The 14,150-nt window shown below is 49.5% G+C and carries 10 protein-coding genes; all 10 read left to right on the top strand.

Translation table 11 applies throughout. From position 1 onward, the window contains the following. Positions 1-38: 38 nt before the first annotated feature. On the top strand, positions 39-1,850 hold the full coding sequence (locus tag IEW11_RS22215; RefSeq protein ID WP_188533280.1) for a sensor histidine kinase: 1,812 nt from the start codon (positions 39-41) through the stop codon (positions 1,848-1,850). Positions 1,851-1,865: 15 nt separating this feature from the next. Then, positions 1,866-3,491: a response regulator transcription factor gene (locus IEW11_RS22210; RefSeq protein ID WP_188533279.1), complete on the top strand. Its 1,626-nt coding sequence runs from the start codon at positions 1,866-1,868 to the stop codon at positions 3,489-3,491. A 19-nt stretch (positions 3,492-3,510) separates the two neighbouring features. Further along, on the top strand, positions 3,511-4,485 hold the full coding sequence (locus IEW11_RS22205; RefSeq protein WP_188533278.1) for a substrate-binding domain-containing protein: 975 nt from the start codon (positions 3,511-3,513) through the stop codon (positions 4,483-4,485). A 372-nt stretch (positions 4,486-4,857) separates the two neighbouring features. Continuing rightward, positions 4,858-6,759, top strand: a complete 1,902-nt coding sequence (locus IEW11_RS22200; protein ID WP_188533277.1) for a stalk domain-containing protein — start codon at positions 4,858-4,860, stop codon at positions 6,757-6,759. Between the two features lie 393 nt (positions 6,760-7,152). Next, positions 7,153-7,458, top strand: a complete 306-nt coding sequence (locus tag IEW11_RS22195) for an antibiotic biosynthesis monooxygenase family protein (RefSeq protein ID WP_188533356.1) — start codon at positions 7,153-7,155, stop codon at positions 7,456-7,458. A gap of 18 nt (positions 7,459-7,476) precedes the next feature. Further along, the gene (locus IEW11_RS22190) at positions 7,477-8,562 is read left to right on the top strand and encodes a cobalamin-dependent protein (RefSeq protein ID WP_229725570.1); all 1,086 of its coding nucleotides are present in this window, start codon (positions 7,477-7,479) and stop codon (positions 8,560-8,562) included. A gap of 26 nt (positions 8,563-8,588) precedes the next feature. Next, on the top strand, positions 8,589-10,664 hold the full coding sequence (locus tag IEW11_RS22185; RefSeq protein WP_229725588.1) for an ATP-binding protein: 2,076 nt from the start codon (positions 8,589-8,591) through the stop codon (positions 10,662-10,664). A 212-nt stretch (positions 10,665-10,876) separates the two neighbouring features. Beyond that, complete coding sequence (locus IEW11_RS22180) at positions 10,877-11,635, top strand: IclR family transcriptional regulator (protein ID WP_188533275.1); 759 nt, start codon at positions 10,877-10,879, stop codon at positions 11,633-11,635. 104 nt (positions 11,636-11,739) lie between these two features. Continuing rightward, positions 11,740-12,615: a fumarylacetoacetate hydrolase family protein gene (locus tag IEW11_RS22175; RefSeq protein ID WP_188533274.1), complete on the top strand. Its 876-nt coding sequence runs from the start codon at positions 11,740-11,742 to the stop codon at positions 12,613-12,615. 45 nt (positions 12,616-12,660) lie between these two features. Next, positions 12,661-14,124, top strand: a complete 1,464-nt coding sequence (gucD, locus tag IEW11_RS22170; RefSeq protein WP_188533273.1) for an alpha-ketoglutaric semialdehyde dehydrogenase GucD — start codon at positions 12,661-12,663, stop codon at positions 14,122-14,124. The last annotated feature ends 26 nt before the right edge of the window (positions 14,125-14,150 follow it).

Below are 14,150 nucleotides of genomic sequence, written 5' to 3'. Positions count from 1 at the left end.
TATTGTATACGTTTTGAAGTAGAATGGGGGAACCACGCATGATGCGCAAGCTGGTGAACAGGATTTTCAACATGAGAAGCATGCAGTATCAATTGTTATTAACCTATTTGTTAATTAACTTGGTGCCCCTCATTATTGTCGGCAGTTTATCCTATCGGGTAGCAGCTGACTTAATAACCCGCGAAGCGATGCAAAATAATGACCTGCTCCTTCAAAGTATTAACCGGAACGTCAATTCGTATCTGAAGGAAATCTATGACCAATCCGATATATTCACCGCATTAATTATCAAAAACGCCGCCGCTGATGGAACAAGCAGCATCCACGCCGACTTATCCGATCCTGTAAATCTAGCTTACCTATCTACTTATATGAAGGATCTTCTCGATAACGATGAAGAGTATATCAGTATACGCATCTTCTCGGATGATGGGCAATTGATAAGCTATGCCAGAAACGCGGACACATATAATCACAAGTATAATTCTCCGGAGGAGCTTACATGGCAGCAGCTAATGAAAGACAATGACGGCGATGACCTTATCTTTGATATGCATACGTTTGAGGTGAATGGCATCTACAGCTTTACGGCGTCCCGGGCAATCATCCACCCGGTGAGCGGCGAGAGGCTCGGGTATATCAGCTATGATAAATCTCTTTCCTCATTTGCCTCCTATTTCAGAGAGATCGAGTACCGCAGCGGTGGAATTATGCAAATTGTACGGAACAACGATACTTATCTTTATCATTCCAATCATGCACGCATCGGCAAACCGGTCGATGACAGTATCCGCTCCCGTCTGGAAACGATACGCGCGGATTCCTTTGTAGCCGAGATGAATGGCAAGGATATTATTTTTTCCTATAATACGCTCATGAACAGCGGGCTCGCAGTCGTGGGCTCCGTGCCCATGTCCGAGCTCACTGAAGGATTGCAAAGCCTGCGGGATATCACGCTGGCCGTCAGCATTCTCTCACTAATTCTGGTATTCCTTCTTTCTTATTATTTGTCGATCTATATGACAAGGCCGATCCAGCGGCTGAATAGCCTAATGACCAGAGTGGAGAGCGGCAATTTTAATATCGGCCGTGAGAAAATGGGCAATACAAACCGGGAAATCCATCAATTAAATAACAGTTTCCATTCCATGGTTACGAGAATCAATCAGTTAATAAAAATCCAATATGAAACAGAGCTTCACAAAAAAGATGCGGAGCTTAAAGCTCTATTAATGCAAATTAACCCTCATTTTTTATATAACACGCTTGAAGTGATAAACGGTATTGCCGATTATGAAGGCGTGGAACAAATTTCAGAGATTACCCAGTCATTGAGCAAAATGTTGAGATACAACATTGATTTGTCCAGAGATCAGGTTGCGCTGGCAGACGAATTGGAGAACAGCCGTAACTTCGTTTTAATTTTAAAAAGCAGGTTTGAGGATCAATTGGATGTACAGTGGGATATCGATGACACCATCCTTCATTGTAAAATTGCAAAAATGGTGCTGCAGCCGTTACTTGAAAACTCCATCAAGCATGGCGTTGAAAAAAAGCTGGGAAAAGGCTTCATTCGCATATCCGCCAATAGGAACGGCGAGAGGGTGGAAATACGGATTGCCGACAACGGCGCAGGATTCAGCGCCGATAAATTATCCGATTTCGAGCGATACAAGCGGATGTCCGGGCATTCTTATTTTGACATGAGCGCTTCAAGCAATCTGGGATTGAAGAATGTATTTAACCGGTTAAGGATTGTGTTTGGAGAGGAGTTAATATTCGACATCGTCAGTGAGGAGCATGAGGGAACGACAGTCATTATTAACATTCCTGGGATTGACTACAAATGAAATGGGGAGAACAGCATGGACCCTCATAAAGATACATTTAACGTGTTTATTGTGGAGGATGAAATCGGGGTCAGACGCAGCTTGATCGGCAAAATTAAGTGGGATGAGCTCAATATTCGCCTGATGGGCCAAGCGCAGAATGCGGAGGAGGCCTATGAAGCGATCAAGGTCCATCCTCCGGATATCATTTTATTGGACATGCGCATGCCGGGCATGGGAGGAATGGCTTTCCTGGAGATTTTGAACAAAGAGTTTCCCTTGATCAAGATCATCGTGTTAAGCGGCTACTCCGACTTCGAGTATGCGAAGAAAGCGATCGTGTGCGGAGCGTCGGATTATTTGCTAAAGCCGATTATCAAAGAGGAGCTGGAGAAAGCGCTGCAGAAAGTTGTGGACGAACTGGGGATTCGCATGAAGAACAGAAAGGAGAAGATTGAGCAGCATATATTGCTTAATCAAAGCGTTCCTCTGTTAAAACGCAATCTGCTTAACACGATGCTGCAGGGCAGCCAGATGGATACGCACAATCTACTCGAAAAAATCGAGCTGATGGACATCAATCTTCGTTTTGGGCATTATGCGCTGGCGATTATTAATGTCATTGATTACGAAGCTGTGAAATCCTTTTACGGCAAAAATACGGCGCTCGTCTTTTTTGCGATCGAGAATGTGATGGCGGAGACGATCCCGCATACGATTCACTTTGTCGGCTTCAAGAGTGAGTTCAGAGAGAACGAATACATCTGTATCCATGGATTTGACGATCCCTCAGAGATTCGCGAAGTGCTGGCAGGCATCTATCAGAAAGTAACGGATAATATAGAGACCTATAACAAGACAAAAATCAATGTGTCGATCAGCAGACCCTTTGATTCGATCATGTCGACCCATCCATACTATCTGGAGACATCCTACCTGTGGCAGGACAAGGAGATATCCAGGATTGCCTTCTATGATGATATTGATTTCGGTGATGCCGGGTTGCTGCATTTGTGGAATGCAGAAAAGAGCGGTTTACTGATGGATAATATAAAGCAAAATGACAGAAAAGCCATTGTGACACAGATTCAAGAGCTTTTTGCCGAGGCTGGCAAGCAGTATGGAGAAGAGCGTGCGAAATACAGGGAGTTGGCTGCACAGATTTACCGCGCGGTGGAGATGAATCTTCCCAAAATGCAGCTGTCAGTGCGAGGCCAATCAGAATACAGCCTTCCGCGGTTTCATGAGTGGATCGACTCCTTTGAATTAAAGGATGATATGAAATACGGCCTCATTCAGCTTTTAGACGACATAGCCGAGGTGTGTAATACATCAAACTATGAAACTAAAAATGTCATCCAACAAGCCCGCGAATATATGGATCGCTGTTTTTACGAAAGCTTGACACTGGAAAGTATGGCTCTGAAATACCATATGAACCGGACCTATTTCAGCGAATTGTTCAAGCAGGAAACGGGCTGCTCATTCAAAAAATACCTCATTCAAATTCGCATCGAGAAGGCGAAGGAGCTGCTGGCGGAAAAAGACATGAAAGCGGTCAATGTGGCTTTGCTTGTCGGTTTTAACGATCCGATCTATTTTTCAAACGTGTTTAAGAAATATACCGGCCGTACGATTAAAGAGTTTAAGGAGAATGCATGATAAAGCGGAGAAACAAACGATGAAAAAATGGAAAACAGTTGTTCTTGCGGCACTCTTAATGGTTCAGCTCACGGCATGCGGCAGCAGCGGCATTGGACGCGATCCGGCGGATTCAGCTGTCCGGCATGAAGAAGGTATGGCCGACAAAAAGGTGCTGCTGGGCGTCACCTACTCCAAATTGCAAAATGAATATATCGCTGCCCTTCAGCATGCGATCCGCGCTAAGGCACAGGAGATAAACGTTGAACTGGCTGAGGCGGACGGGCAGGGGAGAGCGGATAATCAAATTACGCAGGTGGAACGGTTTATTGCGGATGGGGTGGATGCCATTATCGTGAATCCAACGGATCGAAAGGGCGTGGCTCCTGCCATCGATTTTGCGGTTGATGCGGGCATTCCGATCATTGTTCTCACCGCTGAGGTATCCAATCTGGATAAAGCGACGGCCTATGTCGGTTCAAACGATGTCATAGCAGGCCGGATGGAAACCGAATTTATAGTGAATGCATTGGGTGGTAATGGCGCTGTGGTTATCATTCACGGGCCTAATGGCGATTCGGCACAGATGAATCGTACCGAAGGGATTAAGCAGGTGCTGTCCCAAACGCCCGACATCAAAATTATTGCGGAGCAAACCGCCAACTTTAGTCTGATGCAAGCTTTCTCATTGATGGAAGGCTGGCTGCAAACATATCCTCGGATTGATGCGGTCATCGCCCAAAACGATGAAATGGCGTTAGGGGCGTACAAGGCGATTGAGGCGGCGAACAGGCAGGACGATGTCGTTGTAGTCGGCGTCGATGCGATCCCGGATGCGTTGAAATCTATTGAGGAAGGGAAGCTGGCGGCCACGGTCTTTCAGGACGCGCAGGGCCAGGGAAGCCTTGCCGTAGAGATTGCCGTCAGAGCTGCAAATTCAGAACCGGTTAACCATATGAACATCGTCCCGTTCGAGCTTGTTACTCAGGAGAATATTTTTGAGTATCAGCCATAACGCTGAATAACGCCGTAGAGATTTTCAATATTCCCATTTGGCGTATTTTCCAATTCGACAATAGAGTCAGGGAGATTTCCGGTTCCTTATTCCGTTAGCTATCAAGCGTTGGAAATGGTTAGCCAATTATTAACAAAATCGCTGGAATGACCGATATATAGAAATGATAGGACATTTGGCCTGAACATTTGCCGGTAAGATAAGGCGTAAGTCATGATGAATCAGACAGCAGATAGGTATACATACATAGCCATGACCTGTCAGAGACGCTTCCGGAAGCGATAGCGGGCCGTTCATTTCTGCCTAAGGAGGGAGAAACGTTACGCATCATCCAGCTTTACTGACTATGGGAGAGGGAAGGATGGAATTGGAATGAAACGAATGCTTTGGAGTCTGCTTGCTGCTGTTATGATTTTTACACTGTTTGGTTTAGGGGACAAGGGGAGGTTCGTTCACGGGGCAGACGGCAACGAATACGCGTATACCGACCAGGTAACAAAGATGAAAGTCGAGCCGATGGATTTTACAGAATATGAGTATGTAAATGTCGGGGGCGGCTATATCATATGGGTACTGCATGAAGATTACGCCCAAAATATATTTGCGTTGAACCTGCAAAACGGGGAAGTTCTTCAATTGACCAACGACAAATCCAATAAAGGCGAACCTGTCGCCGCGCAGACTACTCAGGGTACTTTGGTTGTCTGGACACAGTCCTATCTAGGGGCAGGCAGTGAAGTATGGAGCTATAATTTAACGACCAAAGAAATGAAGAAGCTGGCCTCCAGCAACGAAAAAAGTTACCAGAAGCCCACTGTTGACGGCAACTACATCGCCTGGGAAGAGAGGGGCACTCGGGTTGTCCATTTGCTTGATTTGACGACCGGAGCGGCGGAAGCGGTCGGCGAGGGGACGGACCCGCAGCTGAAAAATAATGTGCTTTTCTATCTGGAAGGGCTATACAAATTAATCGCCTATGTCCCTAAGACCGGAATAAAGCAGGAGATGGCCGGGGTAAGTTCAAGTACAATCGGGCTTTTCGCTACCAATGGCAAACAAATTGTGGCCGAAACGAAATATCCTAACTCTGTCAGTCAATATAAATGGCTGAATGCTTCCCAGCCTGAAGAGTATGGAACCGCCCTTGTCAAGAATGGGCTCCCCGCGTTCAAAATGTTCGCCGGGCAGAGCTATGGCGCATGGGTGGAAAGGGGAGAGCAGGATCGGACGCATATCACCGTTGTTGATCTGCTTTATAAGGACACATTCGAGATGCCGATTGATGTGAATTACCATCGTGTCATCGGATTTTCCGGAGATAAGCTTGTTTATTTGAGCAAAGACGGATTTGTCGTTCTGCGGTCCTTCCAGCCTCCGGCCGCCCGCGCCGTCCGGGATGTGGAACCGATTCAGATTATTATGGACGGCGATGAAATCGAGCAGCGCGTGCCGCCAATGATCATTAAAGGCAGTACATACGTGGAATTCCGTACCATTTTCGAGAAGATGGGATTCCGGATCAAGTGGGACGGCAAAACCCGCACGATAACCGGCACGAAAGATAATACGGAAATCAAGCTGACCATCGACCGGAAGGAAATCATGGTGAACGGAAAAGCGGTCAAAACCGCGCAGGCGCCGATCATTCGAGGCGGCACGACGTATGTTCCGCTTCGGCTGATCGGAGAAGCGGCGGACCGCATCGTAACCTGGAACGGGAAGAAAAGAATCGTGTTCATTCGTCCCAAAGATACGGACGATACGCTGTATTTCGAAGATGGAACCGTGAAATACCATGGAGACCTTGTTAACGGACTACGGGAAGGGTATGGAACGCTCTATCACGACAATGGGAGAGTCCAATATATAGGGGAATGGAAGAACGATAAGATGCATGGGAAGGGCCAGAGATATTATCTCTTTACGGATGAAGTATTTTTTGAAGGAATCATGGAGAATGGCAACATGGTAGAGGGAGTAGAATATTATCCCGGCGGAGCAATCCGATATCAAGGTACTTATCACCGCACGGCTTCCCATTGGGAAGGCACTGAAGTGCGCTTTAACTCAGAAGGCGAGGTCCTGATCGTCCAAATCAGGGAAGGGAGGATGAACGGAGAGGCGACATGGTTTTACGCTGACGGCAGCGTCATGATTGAGGGAATCTACCTGGACGACCGTTTTATAGAGGGAACGCTCTACGACCCTGAAGGCAATGTGCTTCATATCGGAGAGTTTGATACATTCGGGGAACCGATCCGGGCCGCATCATGAATACTGGAGCAAATAAACAATCGACCTTGCGAAAGCAAGGTTTTTTTTGTCGTTTCTCCTTGTTTCCCAAATCCCCCGTTAATACGGCAGAAATCCAAGCGCCGCTTCAATTGTTCGGCAATAAGATCTCATATTTTTTTATAGGCATGCCTCTTAATTCGGCTGGACATATTCAGCCAGAATGCGACATTTTTTTGCAATTTTTTTCATTTTATTGGTATAAATTATGTTTCATCGTATGAATTAATGGTATGATTAAGTTGATTTTATTTTTAAATGGCAGAATGAAGATGAGATTACTTCGTGCAAATGTCAGATTTATGGAATAGTATTATCATTTGGTTATTTCTAAATATAACCGTGAGGACGGTAATTTCGGGGGAGGTACAAATGATCTATATCGTTCAGTCTGTGGTTGAAGTCCCATTGGAAAAAGTGGAAGAGGTCATCGGGCTGTACAGGAACCGCTCAAGATCCGTAGATAAGCAGCCTGGATTTTTGTCGTTTCAGCTGCTGCAGAACGAGCCGAAGCCGGAAGAGCTGATCGTTCACATGACCTGGGAGAGCAAGGAGCATTATGTCGCGTGGGTGACAAGTGAAGATTTTAAGCGCATTCATGAGCTGGAGAAGAAATATCCCGATCAGGAGTTGGCCAGTATCAAGCCTGTAGTAAGACGCTATCACGTCCGGGCCGACTGAGGAAGGAGGCGTTAATCAGTGCCTATCAAGCAGGATTTACCCGATGTTGGCAACGCCTTGCTGAGCCGCATCGATGAAATGACTGAACGGGTAACGGAAATTCAATATCAATTGCAGCCTGATTTGCATGAGCGATTTGGTCCGCGCGGCCTCGAGAAGACAAAGCAGGACACAAGATATAACCTGCGCTACCTGGCTCAAAGCGTTCAAATACAGAGTCCGCTGTTATTTGCCAGCTATATGACCTGGCTGAAGGTGCTGCTTGCCGGCTACCGGGTAACGACGAAGGACCTGCAGGTGAACCTGGAGTGCATCATTCAGGTTATGCAGGAGCGATTGCCAACGGAAATTTTCGAAATGGTTAAGCCTTATATGGACCAGGCCATCGCACAGGTCAAGGAACCCGTCGAACCGGTACCGTCCTTTCTGGAGCAGAGCGAGCTGAAAGAAGAAGCGCAGGTGTATACGGAGCTTGTGCTCAAGGGCGACAGGTACGGCGCATCGGGGCTGATCATGGAGCTTGTCAGGAACGGGGTGCCGGTCGAAAGTATTTATTTGCAGATCTTTCAGCAGGCTCAATACGAGATCGGCCGGCTTTGGCAAGCGAATAAAATATCCGTCGCCCAGGAGCATTATTTCACGGCAGCGACCCAAATGATCATGTCCCAGCTGTATCCTTATATTTTCACCACAGCGAGCAAAGGGCATAAGCTGGTTGCCGCTTGCATCGGCGAAGAGCTGCACGAGATCGGATTGCGCATGGTATCCGATATTTTTGAGATGAACGGCTGGGATACTTATTATATTGGCGCCAATGTCCCATCCGCCTCCATTATAAGGACAATTAATGAACTGGAAGCCGATATTCTGGCCATTTCAGTGACGATGACCTACCATGTACATCTGGTTGCCAAGATGATTGAAGAGATCCGCAGCAGCAAGGCGGGAGCGCGCGTCCGCATACTCGTGGGGGGGATGCCCTTCAATATCGATCAGAAATTGTGGGAGACCGTAGGCGCAGACGGATATGCTCCGGATGCGAAAACAGCGATCGAAACAGCTTATATCTTGCTCGGCAATCGTACAATATCCGAAAATTTATAATCTATAGGAGGGATCCCGGATTGAATGTGCGCACGGACAGCGTCCTATCACTCTTATGCGACAGTGCAGGCGGGATTATCCGCATCATTCGGGATGATATTCGTTTTGCGGACGGTGTGCAGGGCCGGACGGGCGTCTATGCTGTGCTGGACGAATTGAATGCAATGAAATTCCGAGATTTCCTTACAGAACTGTATGAAAAACAGGCGATCTTCAATTGGGAAATCAATTTGCGTACAGGCGACGTCATGAAAACGTTCTATTTTAACGGAGGACTGTTTGAGAACAATGCGTTAATCGTTGCTTCGGATTACAGTTTCGGACACGCCTATTTTTATGATGAAATGATGAAAATCAATAACCAGCAAATGGTTTCACTGCGGGAGACGATCAAGAAGCTGTCTCAGGAGATGGTGCTGAAGCTGGAGCAGGAGCTCAAAACGTATGATGAATTCTCTTCGCTCAATAACGAGCTTGTTTCTTTGCAGCGCCAACTGGCGAAAACCAATATCGACCTTAAGCTGGCCAAGGAGAAAGCGGAAAGCGCGGATCGGACCAAGAGCATGTTCCTGGCCACGATGAGCCATGAAATCCGGACTCCGATGCATGGAATTATCGCCACTGCGGAGCTGCTGGCTCATTCGGGCTTGAGCGATACTCAGCGTAAATCGTTAGGTATCATCATGGATTCCGGCCATCTTCTGCTAAATGTCATTAACGATATTCTCGATCTGTCAAAAATCGAAGCCGAGGAAATGAAGCTGAGCCGGGTCCGCTTTCGGCTGCAGGAAACGATCGATCATGCGAAGGGGATGCTGAGAAGCCGCGCCGAGACGCAGCAAACCAGGATGACCTGCTATATCGATCCCCAGCTTGCAGAGGAATATTACGGAGATCCAACCCGGCTCGGTCAAATTTTGATCAACCTGATCGGTAACGCCGTTAAGTTTACCTATAAGGGTGACATCGACCTGCGGGTATTTAAGCTCAGCGGCGGGGGAGACAAACAGCGTCTCCGTTTTGAAGTGAAGGATACCGGAATCGGCATCTCGCGCGAGAACAGCGAGAAGCTTTTTATGCCCTTTTTTCAAGTGGACAACTCGCTTACGAACCAATTTCATTCCACGGGATTGGGCTTATCGATATCGAAACGGCTGGTGGCGATGATGGACGGCTCGATCGGGGTTATCAGCAAAGAAGGAGCCGGGTCGACCTTTTGGTTTGAAATAGATCTGGACTTTGCCACGGAACCGCTCCATACCGTTAACCCGGTTTCAACAGGAATTCAAGAACGGCGGAGGCCGGAAGGCAGGGAACGTTCTTCGACCATTTTGCTGGCGGAAGACAATGAAGTTGTCCGGAATATCCTCATTCTGCAGCTTCAGAAGCTGGGTTACGAACAAGTTATAACGGCGGCGAACGGAGAAGAAACGTTGAAGCTGTGGAAAGAGGAGAAACCAGACATCATACTGATGGATAACCAGATGCCTGTTCTTAACGGCTTCGACGCGACCAGGCGGATACGGGAAATGGAACGGGAGCGGGGGATGGCCGTGTATACGCCGATCATTTCCGTCACGGCCAATGCGATGAAAGGCGATAAGGAGCTTAGTCTGGATGCGGGGATGGACGATTACATTACAAAGCCGGTTCTGCTGGACAAGCTCCGTGAAGTATTGGACAAGTGGCTGGCCATATCCGACTTTACAGCAGCGGGAAGAGAAGAAGGAAATGAAGCCGAAAGCGGCATGCTCAACCGGAAAACAATCGAGGATATCGTAGCGCTGCCATGGGACGAACAGGACCGCGAATTGCTGAAGCAGCTGATCGGCATGTACCGCCAAGACATGCCGGGTAAGCTGTGTCTTCTCAAGGAAGCCGTTGAAGCCGCCGACTATAACCAAATGGGGCAAATCGCCCATGCGATCAAATCCGCAAGCGTCAGCGTCGGATTGAGCGCACTTGGCCAGCTGCTTGCCGGCTTCGAACAGCACGCCCGCGCGCAAGACATGATCATCTGCGGCGCTCTTCTTGACGAGATCGAAGGTCTGTTCAAAGAATCATGTGAAGCGTTCGACCGGATGATTGAACAAACGCAATGACGGAATCACCGACAGCACGATGTCGGTGATTTTTTTAATGGAATGAGGCGGCCTTAGCGTTTTGCTATCCAATGGCTTACATCGTAGCGGTCAATCTGGAGCAGTGTAAAAATTCAGGATAGATTTATTCCGAACCGTCTGATAAGATGAAAGTGTCTATATTACAAAATATGGTTTTATATTATAAAACAAGCAAGAGGAGCTTTACCGCTATGCCAATCATCCAAGCATTGGACCGGGCTTTAAACATTATCGAGCTGTTTGATGAACAGACGAAAGAACTGAAAATTACGGAAATCAGCTCGCGTATGAAGCTGCACAAGAGTACGGTTCATTCCCTTTTGAAAACGCTGCAATTACATGGATATATTGACCAAGATGAGCAAACGGGCAAATACAGGCTCGGCATGAAGCTTGTCGAGAAGGGACAGCTTCTGCTGCAAGGCATTGATATTCGCGGGCTTGCAAGACCCCATCTGCAAGCGTTGTCGGCGGCCACCGGACAGACGGCGCATCTCGTTGTTTTGGAAGGCAGTGAAGGGATATACATCGACAAAGTCGAAGGGGCCAAGGCTGCCATCCGCTACTCCCGCATCGGCCGCAGAGTATCCCTGCACAGCAGCGCGGTCGGCAAAGTGTTGGCTGCCTTCCGTTCGGAGCAGGAACGCAGCCGGCTGCTCATGGATTATCGCTTCGAGAAGCGGACCGGGCATACGATCGACAGCCTTGGGCTGTTTTTGACGGAGCTTGCGCGGGTCAGGCAGGAGGGAATCGCCTATGACCGTGAAGAGAATGAGCCGGGTGTGCGCTGCGTCGCCTCGCCAATCTACGACTACAGCGGCCAAGTGATTGCGGCGATGAGCATATCCACGATGGTCTCCCAGGTGGATGAAGCAGAACTGCAAAGGCTCGCGCAATTGCTGCGGTCAGAAACGGGGTCGATCTCCAGAGAACTGGGATACCGGGGCTAGACGGACCAGGACTGTTTTATAAAAAGACGTTTTGTTGAGGCTGGATCTTGATGTCTTTTTAACAGAACGTCGTTTTATAATATAAAACAAAGGGAGTGGAACGCATGAAAGTGATTCGTTTTCGTGAAGATCAGGCGATTAAGCTTGCTGCTGTGACAGAACAGGATGAGACATTTATTCTTGCGGAGCCGGATTTTATGGCGCTTGTTCATCATGCCGATAAGGCAGGCATAACACCGCTTGAGGCCGTCAGCCGGCAAATCGGGAATACGAAGCCGCTGCAGCGGGATTGGCGTGAGCTGGAACTGGTTGTGCCCATTGAAGCGCCGGAAGTGTGGGCAGCGGGCGTAACCTACGAACGGAGCAAGGAGGCACGGAATTACGAAGCGACCGGCGGCCGAATGGACGCCTCGACCTTCTACGATAAGGTATATGACGCGGAGCGGCCGGAGTTGTTTCTGAAATCAACGGCAGCGCGTACAGTCGGTCCTGGCGGCGAAGTCTGCCTGCGAAGCGACTCCCACTGGCAGGTTCCCGAACCGGAGCTGGGTCTTGTGCTGGACCGCAAAGGACGCATCGTCGGCTATACGATCGGCAATGACATGAGCTGCCGGGATATCGAAGGGGAAAATCCGCTGTATTTGCCCCAAGCCAAAATTTGGCGCCAGTCCTGTTCCATCGGGCCGGCCATTGTCCTGGCTGAGGCTGTGCCTGATCCTTATGCGCTGCAAATGACATGCCGGATCTTCCGTGATGGACAGCAGGTCGTGGAAGAAACGGCGAGCACCGGAACGCTCAAGCGAAGGCTGGATGAGCTCGTTTCCTTCTTGAGCCGTGACAATGTTGTGTTTGACGGGACGGTACTGCTTACAGGGACCTGTATCGTGCCGCCTAATCAGTTCTCACTGCAGGCTGGCGACCGGATCGAAATTGAGATTACAGGTATCGGCAGACTTGTGAATACGGCCGCTTCGGCTTAAAAGCTCTATAAAGACATTAAATCTGCGGGAGGAAGGGTGAGCAGGATGGAGAAGAACACAATTCCATCGTTCGACAATTACATCAATGGAGAATGGATGCCTGCTGTCGGGGGAGGGACGAAAAAAAGTATCAACCCCTCGAGAAGTCATGAGATTGTCGGTTATGTGCCGGACTCGTCGGAGGCCGATCTGAACGGGGCGGTCGCGGCGGCCGAGGCCGCAAGGGCCGCATGGCGCAAGCTGACCGGCGCGCAGCGCGGCAGTCTGCTGTACAAAGCGGCGGACCTTCTGGAGAGCCGGTTGGATGAGATCGGCGAAACGATGACGCGCGAGATGGGGAAAACATGGGCCGAAGCCAAAGGGGAAACCGCTCGCGGTGCGGCTATCCTGCGGTACTATGCCGGTGAGGGCATGCGCAGCATCGGTGAAGTTATTCCGTCTACCGATGCGGAGGCCCTCATGTTCACAACCCGTACGCCGCTTGGCGTAGTCGGTGTCATTTCCCCATGGAATTTTCCAGTGGCGATCCCGATTTGGAAGATGGCGCCAGCGCTCGCATATGGCAATACGGTTGTCTGGAAGCCGGCGACGGAAACGGCTGTAACCGCGGCGAAGGTGATGCAATGCCTGCATGATGCGGGCTTCCCGCCCGGCGTTGTCAATATGGTGATCGGAAGCGGCAGCGCGATCGGTCAGGGAATGGCCTCACATCCCGGCATCCACGGCATTACGTTCACCGGCTCCAATGCCGTCGGCAAGCAGGTCGGCCAGGCGGCGCTGGCCAGAGGGGCGAAATACCAGCTGGAGATGGGCGGCAAAAATCCGATTATTATTGCGGCTGATGCGGATCTGGATCTGGCGGTTGATGCCACCATTAGCGGGGGCTTGCGTTCGACGGGGCAAAAATGTACGGCTACAAGCAGAGTTATCGTCATCAAGGACGTCTATGAAGCATTTAAGGCCAAGCTTCTTGATAAGGTTGCCGCGCTGAAGGTTGGGGACGGAATGGACGCATCGACTTGGCTCGGACCTTGTGCGAACGAGAATCAGCTGGATACGGTGCTTTCCTATATTCGCAAAGGCACGGAGGAGGGAGCGGTGCTGCTGGCGGGCGGAACGCGTCCAAGCGATCCGGATCTGGCGGACGGGTTCTATGTCACACCGGCTGTATTCGATAACGTGACGCCGGACATGTCCATCGCCCGGGATGAGATCTTTGGCCCGGTCCTGGCGCTGATTGCAGTTGAACATATCGAGCAAGCGATAGCGGTCGCCAACGACTCGGAATACGGATTGAGCGCTTCGATCTATACGAAGGATATCGGCAATGTTCTCTCGTTCGTGCAGGAGATGGAGGCGGGGCTGGTCCGTGTCAACGCGGAGACGGCGGGCGTGGAGCTGCAGGCGCCGTTCGGAGGGATGAAGCAGTCCAGCTCCCATTCCAGGGAGCAGGGTCAGGCTGCAATCGAGTTTTTCACCTCGATCAAGACGGTCTTTATCAAGCCGTAAAGCTTTACAGACAACCCTGAAAGGGA

Source organism: Paenibacillus abyssi (genome assembly GCF_014640295.1).
Classification (GTDB): Bacteria; Bacillota; Bacilli; order Paenibacillales; family Paenibacillaceae; genus Paenibacillus_D; species Paenibacillus_D abyssi.
This window is presented reverse-complemented; position numbering and strand designations above follow the sequence as displayed.

What these genes read in the sequence shown, in the direction of transcription:
- IEW11_RS22215 (WP_188533280.1), top strand. Translation starts at nt 39, where the DNA reads ATGATGCGCAAGCTGGTGAACAGGATTTTCAACATGAGAAGCATGCAG.
- IEW11_RS22210 (WP_188533279.1), top strand. Translation starts at nt 1,866, where the DNA reads ATGGACCCTCATAAAGATACATTTAACGTGTTTATTGTGGAGGATGAA.
- IEW11_RS22205 (WP_188533278.1), top strand. Translation starts at nt 3,511, where the DNA reads ATGAAAAAATGGAAAACAGTTGTTCTTGCGGCACTCTTAATGGTTCAG.
- IEW11_RS22200 (WP_188533277.1), top strand. Translation starts at nt 4,858, where the DNA reads ATGAAACGAATGCTTTGGAGTCTGCTTGCTGCTGTTATGATTTTTACA.
- IEW11_RS22180 (WP_188533275.1), top strand. Translation starts at nt 10,877, where the DNA reads ATGCCAATCATCCAAGCATTGGACCGGGCTTTAAACATTATCGAGCTG.
- IEW11_RS22175 (WP_188533274.1), top strand. Translation starts at nt 11,740, where the DNA reads ATGAAAGTGATTCGTTTTCGTGAAGATCAGGCGATTAAGCTTGCTGCT.
- gucD (WP_188533273.1), top strand. Translation starts at nt 12,661, where the DNA reads ATGGAGAAGAACACAATTCCATCGTTCGACAATTACATCAATGGAGAA.